This is a genomic window from Chryseobacterium sp. TB1-D10 (genome assembly GCF_059803555.1).
Genome location: NZ_JAPFHB010000006.1, coordinates 1 through 21,094 on the forward strand (window position 1 = coordinate 1; position 21,094 = coordinate 21,094).

General features: G+C 36.9%; 14 protein-coding genes. 11 read left to right on the plus strand and 3 right to left on the minus strand.

The genetic code is table 11. From position 1 onward, the window contains the following. The first annotated feature begins 398 nt into the window (after positions 1–398). The 5 genes from OPU68_RS09210 to kbl all read left to right on the plus strand — a co-directional run bounded on the left by OPU68_RS09210 (position 399) and on the right by kbl (position 8,600). Entirely contained in the window at positions 399–1,103 is a 705-nt protein-coding gene (locus tag OPU68_RS09210) for an ABC transporter ATP-binding protein (protein WP_498473691.1), read from the plus strand. A gap of 144 nt (positions 1,104–1,247) precedes the next feature. Continuing rightward, a complete protein-coding gene (gene priA / locus OPU68_RS09215; protein WP_498473692.1) occupies positions 1,248–3,698 on the plus strand; it encodes a replication restart helicase PriA in 2,451 nt (816 codons plus the stop codon). A 148-nt stretch (positions 3,699–3,846) separates the two neighbouring features. Then, positions 3,847–5,298: a D-alanyl-D-alanine carboxypeptidase/D-alanyl-D-alanine endopeptidase gene (dacB, locus tag OPU68_RS09220; RefSeq protein WP_498473693.1), complete on the plus strand. Its 1,452-nt coding sequence runs from the start codon at positions 3,847–3,849 to the stop codon at positions 5,296–5,298. Positions 5,299–5,380: 82 nt separating this feature from the next. Then, positions 5,381–7,312, plus strand: a complete 1,932-nt coding sequence (locus OPU68_RS09225) for a M1 family metallopeptidase (protein ID WP_498473694.1) — start codon at positions 5,381–5,383, stop codon at positions 7,310–7,312. 91 nt (positions 7,313–7,403) lie between these two features. After that, positions 7,404–8,600, plus strand: a complete 1,197-nt coding sequence (gene kbl, locus OPU68_RS09230) for a glycine C-acetyltransferase (protein WP_498473695.1) — start codon at positions 7,404–7,406, stop codon at positions 8,598–8,600. A gap of 98 nt (positions 8,601–8,698) precedes the next feature. On the opposite strand, the gene rplS is transcribed toward kbl, so the two are convergent. Both rplS and OPU68_RS09240 read right to left on the minus strand, forming a co-directional pair. Beyond that, positions 8,699–9,058, minus strand: coding sequence for a 50S ribosomal protein L19 (gene rplS / locus OPU68_RS09235; protein WP_133943841.1), 360 nt, complete (start codon positions 9,056–9,058; stop codon positions 8,699–8,701). Between the two features lie 139 nt (positions 9,059–9,197). Beyond that, on the minus strand, positions 9,198–9,632 hold the full coding sequence (locus tag OPU68_RS09240; protein WP_074719289.1) for an FKBP-type peptidyl-prolyl cis-trans isomerase: 435 nt from the start codon (positions 9,630–9,632) through the stop codon (positions 9,198–9,200). 534 nt (positions 9,633–10,166) lie between these two features. On the opposite strand from OPU68_RS09240, the gene OPU68_RS09245 reads away from it, so the two are divergent. The 6 genes from OPU68_RS09245 to OPU68_RS09270 all read left to right on the plus strand — a co-directional run bounded on the left by OPU68_RS09245 (position 10,167) and on the right by OPU68_RS09270 (position 18,235). Beyond that, positions 10,167–10,592 carry a Fur family transcriptional regulator gene (locus OPU68_RS09245; protein WP_498473696.1) on the plus strand — a complete coding sequence of 142 codons (426 nt, stop codon included), beginning with the start codon at positions 10,167–10,169 and terminating at the stop codon, positions 10,590–10,592. Between the two features lie 132 nt (positions 10,593–10,724). After that, entirely contained in the window at positions 10,725–12,656 is a 1,932-nt protein-coding gene (locus OPU68_RS09250) for a heavy metal translocating P-type ATPase (protein WP_498473697.1), read from the plus strand. 161 nt (positions 12,657–12,817) lie between these two features. Beyond that, entirely contained in the window at positions 12,818–14,551 is a 1,734-nt protein-coding gene (locus OPU68_RS09255) for a cellulase family glycosylhydrolase (protein ID WP_498473698.1), read from the plus strand. Between the two features lie 134 nt (positions 14,552–14,685). Beyond that, complete coding sequence (locus OPU68_RS09260) at positions 14,686–17,154, plus strand: hypothetical protein (protein WP_498473699.1); 2,469 nt, start codon at positions 14,686–14,688, stop codon at positions 17,152–17,154. Positions 17,155–17,198: 44 nt separating this feature from the next. Then, positions 17,199–17,498, plus strand: a complete 300-nt coding sequence (locus OPU68_RS09265) for an MGMT family protein (RefSeq protein WP_498473700.1) — start codon at positions 17,199–17,201, stop codon at positions 17,496–17,498. Positions 17,499–17,851: 353 nt separating this feature from the next. Continuing rightward, positions 17,852–18,235, plus strand: coding sequence for an HU family DNA-binding protein (locus OPU68_RS09270; protein ID WP_498473701.1), 384 nt, complete (start codon positions 17,852–17,854; stop codon positions 18,233–18,235). Between the two features lie 296 nt (positions 18,236–18,531). Here OPU68_RS09270 and OPU68_RS09275 read toward each other — a convergent pair whose 3' ends face one another. Then, on the minus strand, positions 18,532–21,039 hold the full coding sequence (locus OPU68_RS09275) for a M1 family metallopeptidase (RefSeq protein WP_498473702.1): 2,508 nt from the start codon (positions 21,037–21,039) through the stop codon (positions 18,532–18,534). Positions 21,040–21,094 lie beyond the last annotated feature (55 nt).

A 21,094-nucleotide genomic window follows, 5' to 3' on the forward strand; every position in this document is an offset into this window, starting at 1 on the left:
TCATCAATTCGGGCAGACATTATGAAAAAAACTACCAAAATAATTTGGTTTGTCCATAGAAATCAAGTCGGGGCGCGCTTCGCAAAGTTTGACCATTTGTAACTCAATTAGCATTTTTATCATTCGTTGAAATTATATAAAGTTTATCAATAATATTGTCATTCCGTAGGAATCTGGACTTTTGAGATTCCTACGGAATGACAAATTGTATATTTGAATTACATCTCTTTGATGAGTTTTACGTCTTTGCGAGCCTTAAAAATGTTTTCAATAATTTCAAAAAAATCTTTGCGGACTTTGTGTTCAAAAAAACACAGTAATTTTTCATAATTTTGTAAAGATTAAGAATCATCTAATTTTTTAATCATTTAATTCTTTAATCTTTTAATCAAAAAAGAATGTCTTTAAAAATTTCAGGACTCACAAAAAAATTCGGAGAGCAAATTGCGCTCAACGATATCAATATAAGCATTTCCAATAATGAAATAATCGGACTTCTGGGCCCAAACGGCGCAGGAAAATCCACCTTGATGAAATCCATAACAGGCGTCCTGAAAATAGACGAAGGCGAAATCCTCTTCGACGACAAAAAAATCACAGAAAACGAAATCGAATCCAAAAAGAAAATCGGTTTCCTGCCGGAGAACAATCCGCTTTACAACGAGATGTATGTGAAAGAATATCTGCAATTTGTCGCCAATCTGCACAACATTAAAAAAGAAAGAGTAGAAGAAGTGATAGAATTGGTCGGAATCACGCCAGAGAAATCCAAGCAAATTTCGCAACTTTCCAAAGGTTACAAACAACGTGTCGGACTCGCTCAAGCCATTCTCCACGAACCAGATTTATTAATCCTAGACGAACCAACCAACGGACTAGACCCCAATCAAATTGTTGAAATCCGAAATGTTATCAAAGAAATCGGAAAAGAAAAAACCGTGATTTTGTCAACGCACATTATGCAGGAAGTAGAAGCGCTTTGTTCCAGAGTAATTTTAATTCATCAGGGGAATATTATCCAGGATTCGCCAATTTCTGAGTTCAAAGGGAAATTTGGAAGTCTGGAAGACGCTTTCCAGAGTTATACGGTTTATAAGTCATAATTGATAAAACATAAATGATTATTGATTAATATTCGTTACTAAATCTATTTGCTTCTTTGCTTAGTTTTACGCCTTTGCGAACCTTAAAATATTTTCAATAATTTCAAAAAATCTTTGCGCACTTTGCGGTAAAAATAACAACACTTGAACTTCGCCCAAATCATCCTTCCGCTCAATCTCAAAGGAACTTTCACTTACAAAGTTCCGGAAGATTTAATGGACAGAATCGAAGTAGGAATGCGTGTTTTGATTCCGTTTGGTGGAAAGAAAATCTACACAGGAATTGTCGCCGAATTATTCGATGATTTCGAAGAAACTTTTGTTCCGAAAGAAATCATCAATTTGCTTGACAGTCAGCCAATCGTTCCAAAACAACAATTGGAATTCTGGAATTGGATGAGTTCCTATTATCTCTGCAATCTTGGTGAAATCTACCGTTTTGCATTTCCGTCTTCTCTAAAATTGGAAAGTGAAACTTACGTTCGACTATTATCAGAAAGAACAATAGATTGGCAAAATCTGGATGCCAACGAAACATATCTTCTCCAGGCTTTGGAAGTTCGACAAATGTTGAACCTTCAGGAGATTGAAGCCTTCATTCCGAAAAAAGAAATCATCAAAACCATCAATGCTTTGATTGATGAACGATATATTTCGGTCGATGAAAAAATCACAGAGAAATATAAAGCCAAAGAAATCGCTTATTTGCGAATTAATAATGAAGAGTTAAAAATTAAAAATAATCTTGCAGAAATCATTTCAAGTTTAAAAAATGCAAGAAAACAGCAAGAATTATTTCTTCTGATTTTGGATAAAGAAACTGAAAATCCTGAAAAACCAATTCGGAAATCAGATATTTTTGATGAAGGAAATTTCAATAATTCTCAACTAAAATCGCTGATTGAAAAAAAACTTGTTCAAGAATATTATCTCGAAAAAGACAGAATAGAATCTTACGAAGGAGAAATTGAAGAGATAGAACAATTGTCTGAAAATCAAAAGATTGCAGTTTTAGAAATTAATAAGGCTTTTGAAGAAGATAAAAACGTTCTGCTTCACGGAATTACTTCTTCCGGAAAAACGCATATCTATTTAGAGAAGATTGAAGATTGCATTAGTGAAGATGAAAATGTGCTTTTACTTTTGCCGGAAATTGCTTTAACAAAACAAATAACAATCCGTCTTGAAAAAAAATACGGCAAAAAACTCGGATTTTATCACAACAAATTAACTGATTTTGAAAGGGTAGAAGTCTGGCGGAAAATCAAAAAGAATGAACTTCAAATCCTTATTGGAACACGGAATTCTCTGTTTTTGCCATTTGAAAATTTAGGATTGATAATTGTTGACGAAGAACACGATTCTGCTTACAAATCTCGAGATTCCAATTTCTTTTTCAATGCGAAAGATTCGGCAATGATGCTGGCAGAATTTTATAGTTCAAAAGTAATTCTCGGTTCTGCAACACCATCTTTGGAAAGCTATGATCTTGCTATGAAAGATAAGATCCGTTATGTTCCTTTAAATGAAAGATTTGGAAACGTAGATGTTCCGAAATTTGAAATTATCGATATTAAGGAAGCCCAGAATCAAAAGAAGATTGTTGGGAATTTCAGTCAGAAAATGCTGGATGAAATTAATTTTCAATTGGAGCATAAAAAACAAAGCATTATTCTCCACAACCGCCGTGGTTATGCCAATGTTATCGAATGTGAAACCTGCGGACACGTTTCATATTGCAGCAATTGCGATGTTGTGATGACTTATCACAAAGCCGCGAACGAACTGAAATGCCATTACTGCGGCCATCGTGCAGCGAAACCGACTTTCTGCCCAAGCTGTCACGGTAACAATCTGAATACGAGAGGAATTGGCGTAGAACAAATAGAAGAGGAAACGAAAAATATATTTTCCGACGCTGAAGTTGACAGAATGGATGTGGATGCGATGCGTAAGAAATTTGCGTACGAAAAACTCTACGAAAAACTGGAAAATGGCGAAACCGATATTCTTGTCGGAACACAAATGATTTCCAAAGGTTTGGATTTTGAAAACATAGAATTGGTCGTAATTCCGAAAGCTGATTCTTTGATCCACGTTCAGGATTTTCGTGCCGAAGAAAGAGCATATCAATTAATTACTCAGGTTGCGGGAAGAGCGGGAAGAGTTTCGGGAGAAGGAAAAATCTTGATTCAGACTTACAATCCGTCGCATTCGGTTTTTGAATTAATTAAAAATCAGAATGTTAAAGAAATTTACAATTATTTCCTTGATGAAAGAAAGAAATTTCTCTATCCGCCATTTGTGAAATTGATAATGATCGAGCTGAAACACAGGAAAGAAGACAAATTGAACAGAGCTTCCCAATTTCTAGGCTCGGTTATACGAAAATATATTCCGGAAGAATGCATTCTCGGTCCCGAAAAATCGCCAATTGCAAGAATCAATAATCTTTATCAATATCAAATTTTACTGAAGTTCCCTAAAAATAAAAACTACAGGATTTACAAGGAACTGCTTGCAAAATCTTTGGAGGAATTTGATGAGATTACGGCTTACAAATCTATCAAGAGAGATTTTCTGGTTGATTTTTAACTATAATTAACAAAATTTTGATTCTTTTATTACGGTTTGCCGTAATTTCCTTGGCAATATTCTCTAAATTTACTACGTTTTGAGATTAGATTAAGATCTTGAAAAACTTAATTAGAAATAATTCAATAAAAATGTAATTCTTTTGAGAATGAATAAATTCAGAAATTATTTTTCGATTTTAAGCTTAGGATTGTCTTCATTTATTTTCGCACAAGGTACTTCTGCGGGAGCTTTGCCTCAGATTTCGGATCAGCAGACATTGGTGAAAGACATTACTGCGGAAAAGGCGTTGTTGTCTCCCAAAGAGCAAATCGAATTTAATATCAATAAAATGTTTACCGATCCTGTTCTCAGAAATGCGAATTGGGGATTTGTAGTTTACGATACCAAAACAGGGAAAATCGTCACATCTTATAATGAAAATGCACCTCTGGTTCCAGCCTCCACCACAAAATTGCTAACGACGGAAACGGCTTTTGCGCTACTTGGAACCAAATTCAGATGGAATACACAATTGGAATATTCTGGAAGCATAGATGCGGAAGGTGTTTTGACAGGAAATCTTTACATCGTTGGCAGTGGTGACCCATCTTTGGGCGGAAACAGAGGCGGAGCTGCTAGTTACGGACAAATCGTGACACAATATCTGGAATCGATCAAAGAAAAAGGAATTAAGAAAATCACTGGCGACATCATCATTCAAACTGCAATCTTCAAAGAGAACAAAACGGAACTTCCGCAGAACATCGTCTGGCTGGAGCAGCCAAATTATTATCTGCCAGCCGGCACTACGAAAGACATCAATCCTAGAAATGAGAAGCTATTGGTAAGTCAGTCCAATAATCCTTTCAACCAGGTTAAAAAATATTTTTACGTTTCACCCTATTCCAATAAAATGGTTTATGCAGACCAATTTGATGGTGCTTGGGTGACGACGAAAGTTGCAGAACCTCCAGCTTTTTTGGCTAATAAGCTAAGAGAGGGTTTGGTTAAAAATAAGATTTCAATCGTGGGAAAAGTAACGCCGAAAATCGTGGACACAGATCCGGAACCGAGAGAGATTCTCAACAATTACAAATCGCCAACCTTAGCTGAAATCGTGAATTACACCAATCAAAGAAGTGACAATGGCTATGCAGAAGCAATTTTGAAGTCGAATGGTTTTATGAAACTGGGAGATCAAACCACAGAGGCTGGTAGAATTGTGGTTACGGATCATTTGAAGGCTATTGATTTTGATGTAACAGGCCTTAATTATATGGATGGAAGCGGACTTTCCAAAGCACATACAGTAACACCAATTTCGCAGGTCAAATTTTTGACAGCTTTGATGAAGACACCTTACTACAAGGAATATATGGAATCTTTGCCAATTGCAGGACAAACAGGAACGCTGAAACACATGTTTCTCGTCAATTCCAACGGACAGATTTTTGCAAAAACCGGAACTTTGAACGGTGTAAAATGTCTGGCGGGATATATTAAAACCAGAAGCAACAGAACACTTGCATTTTCTTTGTTAATTAATAAATTTTCTGGTTCTGTGGCTCAGGTCAAAACCAGAATGGAAGAGCTGCTGGATCCGACTTTAGATTTGTAAAAAAGAACTAATCTGTTAAAATTTTAAACTCACAAATTTCTTGTGGGTTTTTTTGTAGCTTTGAATCAAATATTTGAATAAAATGAAACATATTTATACTTTAATAATTGTTTGTTTAACATTTGGTTCTGTTTTCGGACAAATTGATAATATTGACAGGAAGGGGTTAATAGAATCAGAAAGGAAAGCTGCTTCCAGATCTATACTGGATGTGAATGTCAATCCCAATACCCTGAATTATGATTTGGTGTATGTGAGAGCAGAACTGGATTTGGATCCCAACCAGCAGTATGTTTCCGGAACAGTCACTTCACATTTCAAAATGCTGCAGAATTCCGGTAATATTTATTTTGATCTAGCTGATAATCTCACAGTTTCTAATGTGAAATATCACGGACAAAACTTAACTTTTCAACAGCTAAGTACAGACGAGATTAAGATTAATTTTCCTGCAGCTCTGACTGCTCAGACTACAGATTCTCTTTCAATTACATATAATGGAACGCCTGATACGAGTACAACTGCTTTTATTGCAACTTCTACATCTGCCGGCGATCCTATTTTAGCAACGTTGTCAGAACCGTTTGGAGCCAGAGAATGGTGGCCAACCAAACAAAGTATGAATGATAAAATAGAGAAAATGGACATCAAAATTACAACACCTTCGCAATACACTGTAGGTTCGAACGGAAAACTGATGTCAGAAACAATTTTAGAAAATGGAAAAAAGTTAACATACTGGCAAACAAATTATCCCATTCCTGCCTATCTTTTTGCACTAGGAATATCTAATTATACAAAACTAAACTCTACAATTACAACTACTGGAAGTTCTTTTCCGTTTCTAAACTATGTTTATCCGTCTTCTGCAAATGCAAGTACTCAGGCTAACCTAAACTGGACCACAAACTGTATGCAGACTTTTGAAGATAATTTTGGATTATATCCTTACAGGAATGAAAAGTATGGCCACATGCAGTTCAATTGGGGTGGAGGAATGGAACATGCTACAATGACGTCTATGGGATACTACGCCTTGGATTTAATTGCGCACGAGCTAGCCCACCAATGGTTTGGAGACAAACTAACCTGTGGTGCTTGGAACGACATCTGGCTCAACGAAGGGTTTGCAACTATGGGCGAGTATGTAATTTTTGAAAAACAATTAATGTCATCATCTCAATTCCAAAGTTATCTGGCAGGTGAAATGGATTATATTACGAGTGAGCCTGGAGGTAGTGTCTATATTCCCGATAGCGATCTGAATTCCAATAGGATTTTTAACGGACGATTGACTTATACAAAAGGTGGCTACGCCCTTCGAATGATAAAGTGGATTATTGGTGACGATCAGTTTTATGCAATGCTGAAAGCTTACCAAAATAATCCTGCTTTTGCCTATAATTATGTGAAAACACCGGACTTTCAAAACTTTTTGAGCACCTTCACAGGAAGAGATTTTACGGAGTTTTTCAAAGACTGGATCTATGGCGAAGGTTACCCAAGTTATCAGATTAGATGGACACAAAATGCTACTAATAATAAAATAATTTTCCGTGTTGGTCAAACCAGAAGCAGTTCTACGGTCAGCTTTTTCGAAATGCCACTTCCAATAAAAGTAACAGGATCAAGCGGCCAAACAGCTTATTTTGTTTTGGATCATACTTCTAATAATCAGTATTTTACGCAGGATGTAGGATTTACAGTCACGAACGTAGCTTTTAATTATGAAAACCAAATCGTTACGAAAGGTTCAACGACGGTTAGAGACAACAACTTAGCTGTAAATGACATTAATAATGAAAAACTAAATGTCTACCCAAATCCGGCGAAATCGTTTATCAAAATAGCAGGCTTGGAAAAATCTGCAGATTATGAAATCTTTTCTATTGATGGGAAATTAACTAAGCATGGAACAGTTCATCCTAATTCAGAAATCAATATTTCTACTTTGGTAAAAGGGACTTATATTATTAAGTTTAATAATCAATCAATGAAAATTATTAAGGACTAAACTTTCATGAAATTCAAAACATAAAAAAGTTAAAAAAAGCACTCAATTGAAGTGCTTTTTTTATTTTTGTTAAAATCGAAAATCAATAAAAATGATATCACAAAAATTCCTCGAAAACATTACAAACGAGTTAACTAATATAGAAAACGACGGTCTTTACAAAAAAGAAAGAATCATCACTTCCCAGCAAAGTGCGGAGATAGAAGTTGCTGGAAAGCGATTACTGAACTTTTGCGCCAACAATTATCTTGGATTATCCAACAATCCTGAAGTGATGAAAGCTTCGAAAGACGCAATCGATTCTCACGGTTACGGGATGTCATCAGTTCGTTTCATCTGCGGAACTCAGGATATTCACAAAGATTTGGAAGCAAAGATTTCCAAGTTCTTAGGAATGGAAGATACTATTCTTTACGCAGCTTGTTTTGATGCAAATGGCGGTGTTTTTGAACCATTGTTTTCAGATGAAGATGCAATTATTTCGGATGAACTTAATCACGCTTCAATTATTGATGGTGTAAGATTGTGTAAATCTGCAAGATACCGTTACAAAAACAACAATATGGAAGATTTGGAAGCCCAACTGATCGCCGCTTCCGAAAAAAATCACCGTTTCAAAATCATCGTGACAGACGGCGTTTTCTCGATGGACGGAATTGTTGCTGATCTAAAAGGCGTTTGCGACTTAGCAGACAAATATGACGCTTTGGTAATGGTAGACGACTCTCACGCAACCGGATTCATCGGAAAAACAGGCCGTGGTACGCACGAAGCCAACGATGTGATTGGAAGAGTTGATATCATAACTTCTACGCTAGGAAAAGCTTTGGGTGGCGCTTTAGGCGGATTTACTTCAGGAAAAAAAGAAATCATTGATATGTTGAGACAACGTTCTCGTCCTTATTTATTTTCAAATTCATTAGCACCAGGAATTGTTGGTGCAGCTTCCAAGGTTTTGGATATGATTTCTAACGATACTTCGCTGAGAGACAAAGTAATGGAAAACGCAGCATATTTCCGAAAAGAAATGAAAGCCAAAGGTTTCGATATTCCAGACGGCGACGCAGCAATTGTTCCGGTGATGTTGTATGACGCAAAATTAGCACAGGAAATGGCTGAGAAACTTGTTTCAGAAGGGATTTACGTCATTGGATTCTTCTATCCGGTGGTTCCGAAAGGTAAAGCCAGAATCCGAGTTCAGCTTTCTGCAGCACATTCCCGAGAAAATCTTGACAAAGCAATTGCAGGATTCGAGAAAGTAGGGAAGGATTTAGGTGTTATTTCATAAAAATTCAAAAGCTTACAATTCGTTGTAAGCTTTTTTTATAAACAAAAAGACCAGCAAAATTTGCTGGTCTTTTATATTTCAAGAAGAAAATCTCAGGATTATTTTTTACCTCCGTAAGACTTATCTTTGATTCTTGCTTTTTTACCTCTAAGGTCTCTGAAGTAGTAGATTCTAGCTCTTCTAACTTTACCTTGTCTGTTAACTTCAATTTTTTGAAGTGCAGGCATGTTGATTGGGAAAACTCTCTCTACACCTACATCACCAGACATTTTTCTGATAGTGAAAGTCTTAGTAAGACCAGTTCCTCTCAATTGGATTACAGTACCTTTGAAGAACTGAGTTCTTGTTTTAGCACCCTCTTTAATCTCGTAATACACAGTGATGGTGTCACCGGCTTTGAATTCTGGGAATTCTTTTTTCGTAATGTACTTATCTTGTACGTATTTTACTAAATCCATTTTTTGTAATAAAAAATTTGTTTTGTCAAGCCAAGCAACATTCACGTCCTTCGTCAGAGGTTGATTAACAGGTTGCAAAAATAAAAATAATTTTCATATCTGCAATGCAATCTGTCAATTAAATTTAATTTTTTTAACATTACTTTATTTCCAATAGTTCCACATCAAAAACCAATGTACTGTTCGGGCCAATTTCTTTGCTCACTTCCTGTTCACCATAAGCCAAATGTGGCGGAATCGTAAACCTGAATTTACTGCCAACAGACATCAATTGTAAACCTTCTGTCCAACCTTTTATCACTCGGTTCAACGGAAAAGATGCTGGTTTTCCGCGCTTTACAGAGCTGTCAAAAACTTTGCTTGTAATAGTAGTTCCGTGATAATGGCATTTCACCGTACTTTTCGCCGTCGGTTTTGGGCCTTCCGTTTCCACCAGAATTTCATATTGCAAACCACTTGGCAAAATCGTCACGCTTTCTCTTTTTCCGTTTTCAACCATATAATCCTGGCCACTTCTCAGGTTTTTTTCAGCCAGTTCTTTTTTTCTTTTGAATAACAAATCCGCTACGCCCATTTCAATTTTTTTTCAAAGGTATTTATTATCCGCTAATTCATCAAAAATTCCGACTTATTTCCCTTAACTTTGATTGATAGAATTTATATAAGAACAATTATTAGGAGCTTAATCCCGCTGTCCACTATATCTTTCTTATTTTTTTTCACGTTTTGTTTTCCAAATCAAGCGAAGCACCAAAAAAATAAAAAAGGATGCCGTTCCCATCGGGGCTATGGGTTTTGTCAAAGATTAAAGATTTGTTATCAAAATATGATTTGTCAAAAATGTGAAAATTTGCAAGTTTAGAATATAACATACAGTTTGTCATTCCGTAGGAATCACAACACACCATTAATAATAATAAATAAGTTTAGATTCCTCCAGAAAGACAAAATTGTATTTTAAAAATCTGCAAGATCCACCCAATTTGAGAGAATAATTACGCTTTATTTCTTCGCTGAGCGTCAGCGCCCTTGCGAACCTTAAAAATATTTTCAATACTATCAAAAAAATCCTTGCGGACTTTGCGTTAAAATCATCAGATAATACATTATGAACAAAGAAATCGAAAACAAACTCATCTACAAAAACACCAAACCAACAAGTATGAGAATTCTGGTGTATGATTTTCTAAGTTCCCAACAAGTCGCAACTTCCTTATCCGAAATCGAAAACCACTTCGAAAATGCCGACCGAACTACAATCTACCGAACCTTAAAAACCTTCGAAGAAAAAGGAATTGTCCACAGCATTCAGGAAAATACAACGACAAAGTACAAATTGTGCCAAGACGATTGCGACGAAAAAACGCACAAAGACTGGCACCTGCATTTCTACTGTAAAATTTGCAAACAAACCACCTGCAAAGAAGACATCTCGTTCCCTGAAAGTATGAAAACCAATTTCCGAATCGATGAAATAAAACTTTTTGCCAAAGGCATTTGCGAAAATTGCCTCGAAAGTACATTCAATAATTAGAACATTTACTTTTGTCAGTCTGAGGCTCTCGAAGACTCACATTATTTATTTTGAGCCAATCGCTAATAGCCAATGAAGTTTGCAATAGCATTGCATTTGCATTACCACTACATTTGTTAAAAATTATTCGATATGGAAGAATGTTGCGGTACAAAACCCAAAAAAGAACACAACCACGAAGGTCACGACCACAGCGATCACGACCATTCACACAGCAGTTCCAAACTTGGATTAATTATAAGTTTGGTTATCTTTTTTTCCGGATTGATATTAGATTTTTGGATTAAAGCCGATTGGTTTACAAACAATGTTTGGTTAAGATTCAGCTGGTATTTTGTGTCTTATGTTTTGGTGGCTTTTTCTGTTTTCAAAGATGCGTTTCAGCTTGCCAAAAGTTTTGATTTCTTCAATGAGTTTTCGTTGATGGGAATCGCGACAATCGGTGCATTCGCAATCGGCGAATTTCCGGAAGGTGTTGCTGTAATGCTGTTTTACACGATTGGCGAAATGTTCCAGGAGTCCGCTGTGAACAAAGCCAAAAATAATATTAAAGCGTTGTTGGATGTTCGTCCAAAAGAAGCCACAGTTTTCCGAAACAATAAATGGGAAACAATTACTCCGAATGAAGTAAAAGTTGGCGAAAAGATTCAAATTAAAGTTGGAGAAAAAGTGCCTTTGGACGGGATTTTAATATCTGAAAAAGGAAGTCTCGATACATCAGCTTTGACAGGCGAAAGCAAACCTTCATCCATCAAAAAATCAGATAACGTTCTCGCAGGAATGTTGAATCTCGACCAAGTGATTGAAGTTGAAACAACCAAATTATTCGAAAATAGTTCTATCGTCAGAATCTTAGAAATGGTTCAGGAAGCAAGTTCGAGGAAAGCTAAAACCGAATTGTTCATTAGAAAATTTGCGAAAGTTTATACGCCGATTGTTTTCGTCTTAGCTTTATTAATTACTTTCATTCCTTACTTTTTTGTCGATAATTATATTTTCAGAGATTGGCTTTACCGAGGTTTGGTTTTCCTTGTGATTTCTTGTCCTTGTGCTTTGGTAATTTCAATTCCATTAGGATATTTCGGTGGGATAGGAGCGGCTTCCCGAAACGGAATTCTCTTCAAAGGTTCTAATTTTCTTGATATGATTGCAAACGTCACAACCGTTGTGATGGACAAAACTGGAACTCTGACAAAAGGTGTTTTCAAGGTTCAAAAAGTCGTGACTAATGATATTCCTGAATCTGAATTTCTAACATTATTATCTTCAGTCGAAAGTCATTCCACGCATCCAATTGCAAAAGCGATTTCACAATTTCATCCATCAAACCAAAATCCTGAATCTGTAGAAGAGATTTCTGGAAAAGGCATCAGTGCTGTCATCAATCAAAAACAAATTCTTGCCGGAAACACACAATTGCTGAAAAGTTTCAATATCAATTATCCTTCAGAATTAGATCAAATTGTAGAGACAACGGTTGTTGTGGCGATTGATAATCAATATAAAGGTTACGTACTGATTTCTGATGAAGTGAAAGAAGATGCAGATTTAGCAGTCAAACAACTTAAAAATGCAGGTGTCAAAACAATGATGTTGAGCGGCGATAAAGATGCATTGACTCAAAACATCGCAAAACAATTAGGAATAGATTCGGCTTTCGGTAGTTTACTTCCGGAAGGGAAAGTTGAGAAATTGGAAAACCTCAAAAAAGACCCTAAAGAAATTGTAGCTTTCGTAGGCGACGGAATCAATGATGCGCCGGTTTTAGCCTTAAGTGATGTCGGAATTGCAATGGGTGGATTAGGTTCTGATGCAGCGATTGAAACTGCCGATGTCGTCATCCAAACCGACCAACCTTCAAAGATTTCTACCGCTATACAAATTGGAAAAGCAACCAAGAAAATCGTTTATCAGAATATAGGTTTGGCGTTCGCCGTTAAAATTATTGTGTTGATTTTAGGTGCTGGCGGATTGGCCAATATGTGGGAAGCGGTTTTCGCTGATGTTGGCGTTGCTTTATTAGCAATTCTAAACGCGGTACGAATTCAGAATATGAAATTTTAAACTTAATAAAACTACAAAAGTCACAAAGCTTTGTAAATGTATTTTGTGATTTTTGTAGTTTAAATTTCAATCATTTTTGAATTAAATCCACTGCTAATTTAAAGTTTTTCAAATTTCTTTTCCGTTAAGAAAATAATATTATCTTTATCAAAATCAAAATTATGAAGAGACTCGTATTTTTTTTCGCACTTTTATTGTCTCAATTCGGGACAGCTCAGGGATTTTTGAAGACCAAAGGTCAGAAAATAGTGGATTCAAAAGGTGAGAATGTTTATCTGAAAGGTTTAGGATTGGGAGGTTGGATGCTCCAGGAAGGTTATATGTTGAAAACCGACGACTTCGCAGGACCTCAATTCAAAATCAAAGAAAAAATTGCAGAAGTTGCTGGAGAAGATGGCAAAAATGAATTCTACAAAGCCTATCTCAAAAACGGAATTACCAAAAAAGATATTGATTCCCTGGCAAAATGGGGATTCAATTCGATAAGACTTCCGATGCATTATGACCTTTATACTCTACCAATCGAAAAAGAAAAAGTTAAAGGAGAAAATACCTGGCTGGAGCAAGGTTTCAAAATGACCGATGATCTTTTGAAATGGTGTGAGGACAATAAAATATATTTGATATTAGACCTTCACGCAGCTCCCGGCGGACAAGGCAATGACGCCAATATTTCTGATAACGACAAGACCAAACCTAATCTTTGGCAAAGCGAAGAAAATCAGAAAAAGACAATTGCGCTTTGGAAAAAACTGGCAGAACGGTATAAAGACAAAGAATGGATTGCGGGTTATGATATGATTAATGAGCCCAATTATGGCTTCACCGGCAAGAATCCAAACGGAACAGACGAAACGTCCAATATACCACTTTGGAAACTACAGAAAGAAATTTCTGAGGCGATAAGAGAAGTTGATAAAAACCATATCATTATTTTGGAGGGTAATGGTTGGGGAAATAATTACAATGGTTTGCCGAAACTTTGGGACGACAACTTGGTCTTGAGTTTTCACAAATATTGGACAACCAATGCGCTAGAATCTATTCAGAATATTATAGATCTCAGACAAAAACTTAATGTTCCGGTTTGGTTGGGAGAAACGGGAGAAAACTCCAATGTTTGGTTTACAGAACTCAATCAATTATTATTGAAAAACAACATCGGTTATGCTTATTGGCCGATGAAGAAGATTGATAATATTGCCGGAGTAACCAATGTGAAAATCACTCCAGATTATCAAAAATTACTGAACTATTGGAAGAATGGCGGACAAAAACCTACAAAGGTATTCGCTAAAAAAACCTTGATGAAGATTGCTGATAATTACAAAATGGAAAATGTTGAAGTCAAAAAAGATGTGATAGATGCAATGTTCCGTCAGGTAAACGATGAAGCTACAAAACCTTATAAAAACCACGCCGTTCCAGGTAGAATCTTTGCAACCGAATATGATTTGGGAAGATTCGGAAGTGCTTATTCTGATAATGATTTCCAGAATGTCTGGGTATCAACCGGCAATCGTACAGAATGGAATTCAGGGAACAAAATGAGGAATGATGGCGTTGATATTTATCTTTGCAAAGACAAAATCACCAACAAATATTACGTCGGAAAAACCGAAAAAGGCGAGTGGCTGCAATATACTGTGAAAAGTGCTCAGGCAAGAAAGTACAAACTCAGCATTAGGTATAACAATGACTCAGCTCAGGATTCTGAATTAACCATTAAAACCGAAAGTGGCGATGATCTTGGAAAAATAAAATTGCCGCCAACAGGAAAAGGGATTTGGAAAACAGTTTCTATTGATAATGTGAATATTAACAAAGGCGAAAACAAATTGAGATTGTACTTCGAAACAGGAAATGTCAACCTCAATTACTTCGAACTGAATTAAGAAACTGAAAATAAACTATTCAAAACATCTCATATTATCTGTGAGATGTTTTTTATTTTATTAATTTTATGCGTTTGGCTGATAAATTGCCTACAGCTTAAGGTTATACCTAATATTTTAAAACAACTGATACTATGATGAGATCGCTCTATCTGCTTTTATTCTCAATTTCCTTTTCAATGCTTTATTCGCAAAGCACACTTACTGTTACCAGATCTGACAATCAGAAGCCTATCAAAGGTGCCGCAGTCTCTTGTAATGGAAGAGTCTTGGGGCGAACCAATGATAAAGGAGTCGTTACATTCAACACCAAATGTCCAAAGGTGGACGTAGAAATAGACAATTTTATCGGTGATGAAGTTGTGGTGGATAAAGTGATGGAGTTGGCACTCGACAGGGATAATATCAAAAGCAATCAGATCCAAGCCGTAATGCTTACCACTGCAAGTGATCCGCGCGCTTTGGCAATCATCGATCAAACTTTCCGAAGGTTTAAAGACAATTCTCCAAATGCATTGGATTCTTATTCCTATAAATCTTATGAGAAAATGTCATTCGATTTAGATGAAGACAGCATCAAGGATTACTCAAGATTCGTGGAGGCAAGGAAGGATTCACTTTCCAGAGCTACCAACCGATTGCTTCCTAAAAAGGAAAAAGACAAAAAAGATTCTATCGAAGGTGAGCAGATGATGTCTGTAGCCAAAGACAGCAAGTTGTTTCTGTGGGAACGCGCAATGGAATTTCTTTATTCCAAAAAGTATGGCGAAAAAGTAAATATCTTGGATAACAGGATTTCAGGTTTGAAAAATCCGGTTTACGAAATGCTTGCTTTAAGATCCAACAGAGACAAAATACCAAGGGAGATTCTACCGGAGAACAGAAGTCTTTACAGATATTTCCTTACAGATTCCATCGAAATCGAAGGGCGAATGAATTACGTCATCAGATTCCGCCAGGTAGATTATAAAGTCCCAATTAATAGAAGAAAATACAACGGCTACCTTTACATAGACAAAGATTCCTACGCCATCAAAAAGATTGACAGCAACAGCAAAGTGAAGTCCGATGGAAACATCACCTCAGTTTGGGTTCCTATCAATGATAAATGGTTTCTAAAAACGGAGAACCTTAAAATAAAAATGGGTGTTTCGGAATTTGATACAGCACAGAAAAAGCCCAACGAAACAGCGGAAGAGAAAAAAGCAAGACTGGAAAGTGTCAAAAAATTCGGGAACTATGCTTACTTGAAAGCCGACTATTTCGATTTCAAAACACCTGTGGAGCTGAAGTCTTCTCAGTTCAATGGTTATACGATGAGCGTTGAAAATACGGATGGAACACTTCTGAAGAAATACAGAACAGACAGCCTTTCCGCAAGAGAAAAACTCACTTATGTCAAGATCGACAGCCTGGGGAAAAAATACACATTGGACAGAAAAGTTCAGGTGCTTACAGCTTTGTTAAGGGCTAAATTTACCGTTGGAATGTTTGATATCAATCCATTACAAACCAGATACAACCGTTACGAAGGTCTTAGACTGGGCGCCGGTGTAAAGCTGAATGAAAAGTTCAACAAATACATTTCACCGGATGTTTATTTGGCTTATGGTTTCAAAGACCGTGGTTTCAAATATGGAGCAGGTTTGGATGTGAAAACTACTTTGAACAGAAACTCTTTCTTTAGATTAGAATATTTCAATGATGTTGCCGCTTCCGGAAGATTCAGCCAGAATCTCTGGAGTGCAAAAATGACGATCAATAATAGTGGGATGACCATCCGTAATGACAAATATTACAAGTACGATGGTTTCAGATTTGGGTATCAGGTAGATCTTTCCAACTCTTTGACTTTGGATGTCTCCGGGAAAAAGCAGAACGAAGAATCCGGCTATCCGTATGAGTTTATGGGAATGTCCAGAAAGTTTGAGAATTTCAGTTCTTTGGCAACCCTCAAGTTCTCGCCCAACAGTAGAAACATTATGACGCCTTACGGTAAATATACCTACGAGCAGAATTTCCCGGAAGCATTTCTTAATTATGAGCAAGGTTACAAAAGCTTGGGCGGCGAGTTCAACTACAGCAGGTTTGATGCTTTGATCACACACCAGTTCCGCAGCTCCTGGGGTACAACTCTGGCTCGTGTTTACGGAGGCTATTATGTAGGAAAAGCACCTATGTGGCACCTTTTTGAAATGGGTGGTCTGGATGCCAATAACGGTACCGGGATTTTGTCCAATTTCTCTTTGACCAGTTATTTGGGATTTGCGACAATGACGTCGGGGAAATACTTCAATGACAAATTTGCGGGCTATTACGTTTCACACAGAATCCCATGGTATTTTAAAAGTTTTGGTAAAAATACCTCCAGTTTCGATGTCATTGCAAGAGGGATTGTGGGTGATTTAAAAAACCCGGAATACCACAGCGTAGAGAATTTTTCACCGCTCAACCACCTTTATCAGGAGATCGGGTTTGAATATAATAACTTCCTGAGTTCAAGGTTCAATCTGGCATTTTTCTACAGAGTTGGTTATTACGCCACGAGCAACTTCAAGGATAATTTCGGAGTACAGTTCAAACTTAAATTGCTTGAGTTTTAATATTTAATTTTCATTAATTTTAAACTTTAAATAGCAGTAAATCAATGAATGACCTATTCAAACAACAGGTTTATGAGATCACGAGACTCATCCCCGAAGGACGCGTTTCCACTTACGGCGCAGTAGCAAAAGCTGTGGGTTATCCCAATCATTCGCGCCACGTTGGCAATGCGATGGACGGCTGCCCTTCCGATGTTCCTGCTCACAGAGTCATCAGCAGTACTGGCAAATTATCCGTTCCTTCATTCAGGGAAAGGTTAGAAAAAGAAAATGTAACCGTTCAGGAAAACTGGAAGGTTAAAGATTTCAAAATGCTCTTTTGGGATCCTCTGAAAGAGTTATAATAATTATATTATCCCTTAGTTTTAAAAAAGTAAGGGATTTTTTTTGTCCCTTTCCAATTTTAAATACAATAAGATATTAGTAAAAAATAATCCAAAAAACACCCTTTCGGAAGTCCGATGAATAGGATTTATGCAAGGGTACACTAATTCGTCTTGATGAGTTTTTAAATTCGTCAAGTTGATTTTACTGATTCATCAAGATGAAATTAGCAATTCGTCAAGATGAAATGGTAAAAAGACTTAAATATTTTTTTAATGATTAAAATAATTATTCAATTTGTTTTGTGGAATGATTATTTTTTTTATTTTTATCACGTTAAATTAAATTAATTTTAAAATAAAAACACAAACAGATGCCAATTAAATTTAGCCCAATTGCGCGCAAAAATCCAAGAGATTTAGATGCCGCTCCAAAATACTATGCACAAATAATCGGCGACGGCAAAACCACATTGTCCGATCTGGCCAAGCATGCAAGCACAATGTCTACCGTTTCTAAAGCAGATATCTTAGCAGTATTGGAAAGTACATTTTCCAAAATTGCTGAAGATTTGGCCGACGGCAAGATCGTCTATGTCGGAGAATATTTTACCCTGCAAGCCAGCGGATCCAGTGTTGGATCTGAAAAAGAAAAAGACGTCACTGCTGTCAGCATCAAAAGTGTGAAAGCAGTTTTCCGGCCGGGCAAAATGATCAAAGACGCTTTGAAACTGGCTACTTTTCAGAAGAAAGCTTAAACTCATTTAATTGTATTATAATTTCCCCATAGGTCAAGCAATTTTGGTTAGTTAGCTTTTACCATCATTTGTATATTGTTTTTTGTGAGATCTATGGGATTTCATGTTTATTAAAACTTTCTCGCAGACTAGGCTTAATTTGTTAATTGTTAGCATCATTTGTGTTTCTGCTGTACGGTCTGCGAGATTTATTATTAATATCCGTAAAATATGGAGAACGAATAAGCCATCTCAATCGAGATGGCTTATTTATATTAGTACAATTGGATATTCCCAATTTTAAGACAAGATTATATTTATTTAAATGCCTCAATAGTTTTGTTGATAGCATCTACCTGCCGATGAATCGTCGGGCTGTTCGGGGTATTCTTCAGAACCTCCATCTTCTTGGCAAGTCCATCTTTCAGCATTTGGACAATCATCATTTTCACTTGCGGATTATCCGGCATCTGAGACTTAGCCTGAACCAAAACTTTCGTCACTTTTTCAGTTGCTTTCAGATTGTCAGAACTCATAATCCAGTTGTAACCTTCCTCCGCAGTTTTCCCTAAAACAGGATCCTGAAATTTGATAAAAGGGTAGAAGGCAACGGTAGTTCCTATTGCCGGCATTTGTTTCTCGATCTTGTTTTTCACAATGACTGGAAGAAGTTTTGAGATCAAATCTTCTGAAGCATTGGTAAGGTCAATTTTGTCTGCCAAAGCCGCTACTTTTGAAGGGTCGAGATCAGCAATTCCTGCCAGCGATGCGCCTTTTACTGCATTGGAAACCGCATTGATTCCTTTCTCATAAAGTGGACTGTACTTTGCATTTTTAGTTTTCACTAAAGCTGAAATAGCTGCTGCCTGTACCAAAGTTTTCGGATCATTGGAAGCTAGTTTCTCTACTTCAGCAGTCAAAGCTTTCGCCTGATCAGCATTTGAAAGATCGATTTGTCCCAGAGCCTGTTCTCTGATTCTGAAGAATGGATCCTTAAGTGCTGCCGCCAGCAATTTGATAACCGCAGGATTCTTAGCATCCGCTTCTTTTACAGCAGATAAAGCTCTGTCTCTGCTGAGATATTCTTTAGAATTGGTGAATTGTAATAAGTTTTGTTCCGGTGTTTTAGTTTCTGTGATCTCTGAAAGCAAGATGCCATCAGCATTGATGTTGATCAGATCTGGTGTCTTAGAAGCATCAAATGTGAAAGTATTCTTCGCCTTCGCATCTACCCAAACGTTGTATCTTTTTGGTTTGCCATTATCATAAACATCAATGGCAAAAGGAAATTCGAAAGGTGTTTCCTGAGATTGACTGATCACGACAGTCACCTGTTTCTTGACAGGTTCATAAGTTGTAGTATAGCTCAGTTTCGGATTCCCACTTCCGAAATACCATTGGTTGAAGAACCAGTTGAGATCTTTCCCGGACACTTTCTCAAAAGATAATCTTAGCTGATGCGCTTCTCCATTCTGATATTCGTTGGTTTTAAGATAATCAGTCAATCCTGCAAAGAATGCATCATCACCAAGATAATTTCTAAGCATATGTAGAATTCCGCCACCTTTGTTATAAGTAATCGCATCAAAAACATCTTCGCGAGACTCATAATCGAATCTTACCAAATCTTTTTTGAACAAAGCCGGATTGTGGATATAAGCAGAAAGATCCTCTGCCAAATGATGATCGGCAGCATCTTTCCCATACTTGTGCTCTTGCCACAGATATTCTGAATAGTTGGCGAAAGATTCGTTAACCGTCAGGTTGCTCCAGCTTTCTGCTGTTACCAAATCTCCAAACCAATGGTGGAAAAGTTCATGAGCAATGGTGTTTTCCCATTTGTTCTCATCGATGAGATCGCCCGGTTTTTGCTGCGCCGATTCCTGATGAAGTGTTGCGGTTGTATTTTCCATCGCTCCGGAAACAAAATCTCTACCCGTGATCTGCGCATATTTTGCCCAAGGATAATCGTATCCCAATCTTTTGGAATAGAACTCAATCATCTCCGGTGTGTTCCCGAATATTTGTTTTGCGTAAGGCTCGTATTCTTTTTCTACATAATAATCGACGTCTATGTTTCTCCATTTATCTTTCACAACAGCGTAATCCCCAACGCCCATAAAGAAAAGATATGTGGAATGTCTCTTGTCCATTACCCAATGGTCTGTTCTCTGATCTCCGGATTTTTGAGAATCTTTCAGGATTCCGTTGGAAAGGGTCACATATTTATCAGGAACGGTCATATAGATTTCCTGAGTTGTTTTCTGGTTGGATTTATCGATGGTTGGGAACCAGGCAGATGAAGATTCGGTTTCGCCTTGTGTCCATATTTGTGTTGGCTTGTCTTTATCTTTACCTTGAGCATTGATGAAATAGAGCCCTTTCGCATCATTGATAGCCGCGCTTCCTTCTTGTTTTACTTCATTTGGACGCGCTGTATATTTGATATAAACTGTATAATCCTGATTTTTCTGGTAAGTTTTGTCAAGTGTAATTTTCAGAACGTCATTCTTATAATGAAACTTCAGAGGCGACTTGGAGCCGTTTTTGTCTAAGGCGACTTCGTGAATCAGCATTCCTTTTGCATCAAGCGTCAACTCGTTTGTCGCGTAGAAAAAAGGACTTGCGGTCAACCATTCTTCACCGTTCATCTGTTCTTTCTGATAATCGAAGCTGACTTTCAGTTTGGTATGTTTCAGTTCCGTTGATTTGGTGTGTGTCGCTCTATAAACAGGATTTCTGCCGGAAGTTTCCGTTTGAGCAAAGATTGTATTTGAATTAAATATGGCACCCAGAAAAAGTGCAGCAATGAATATTTTCTTCATTTTATGGAATTATATCGTTGATTTATTTTTAAAAGAGATAAGTGTGGATTTTGGA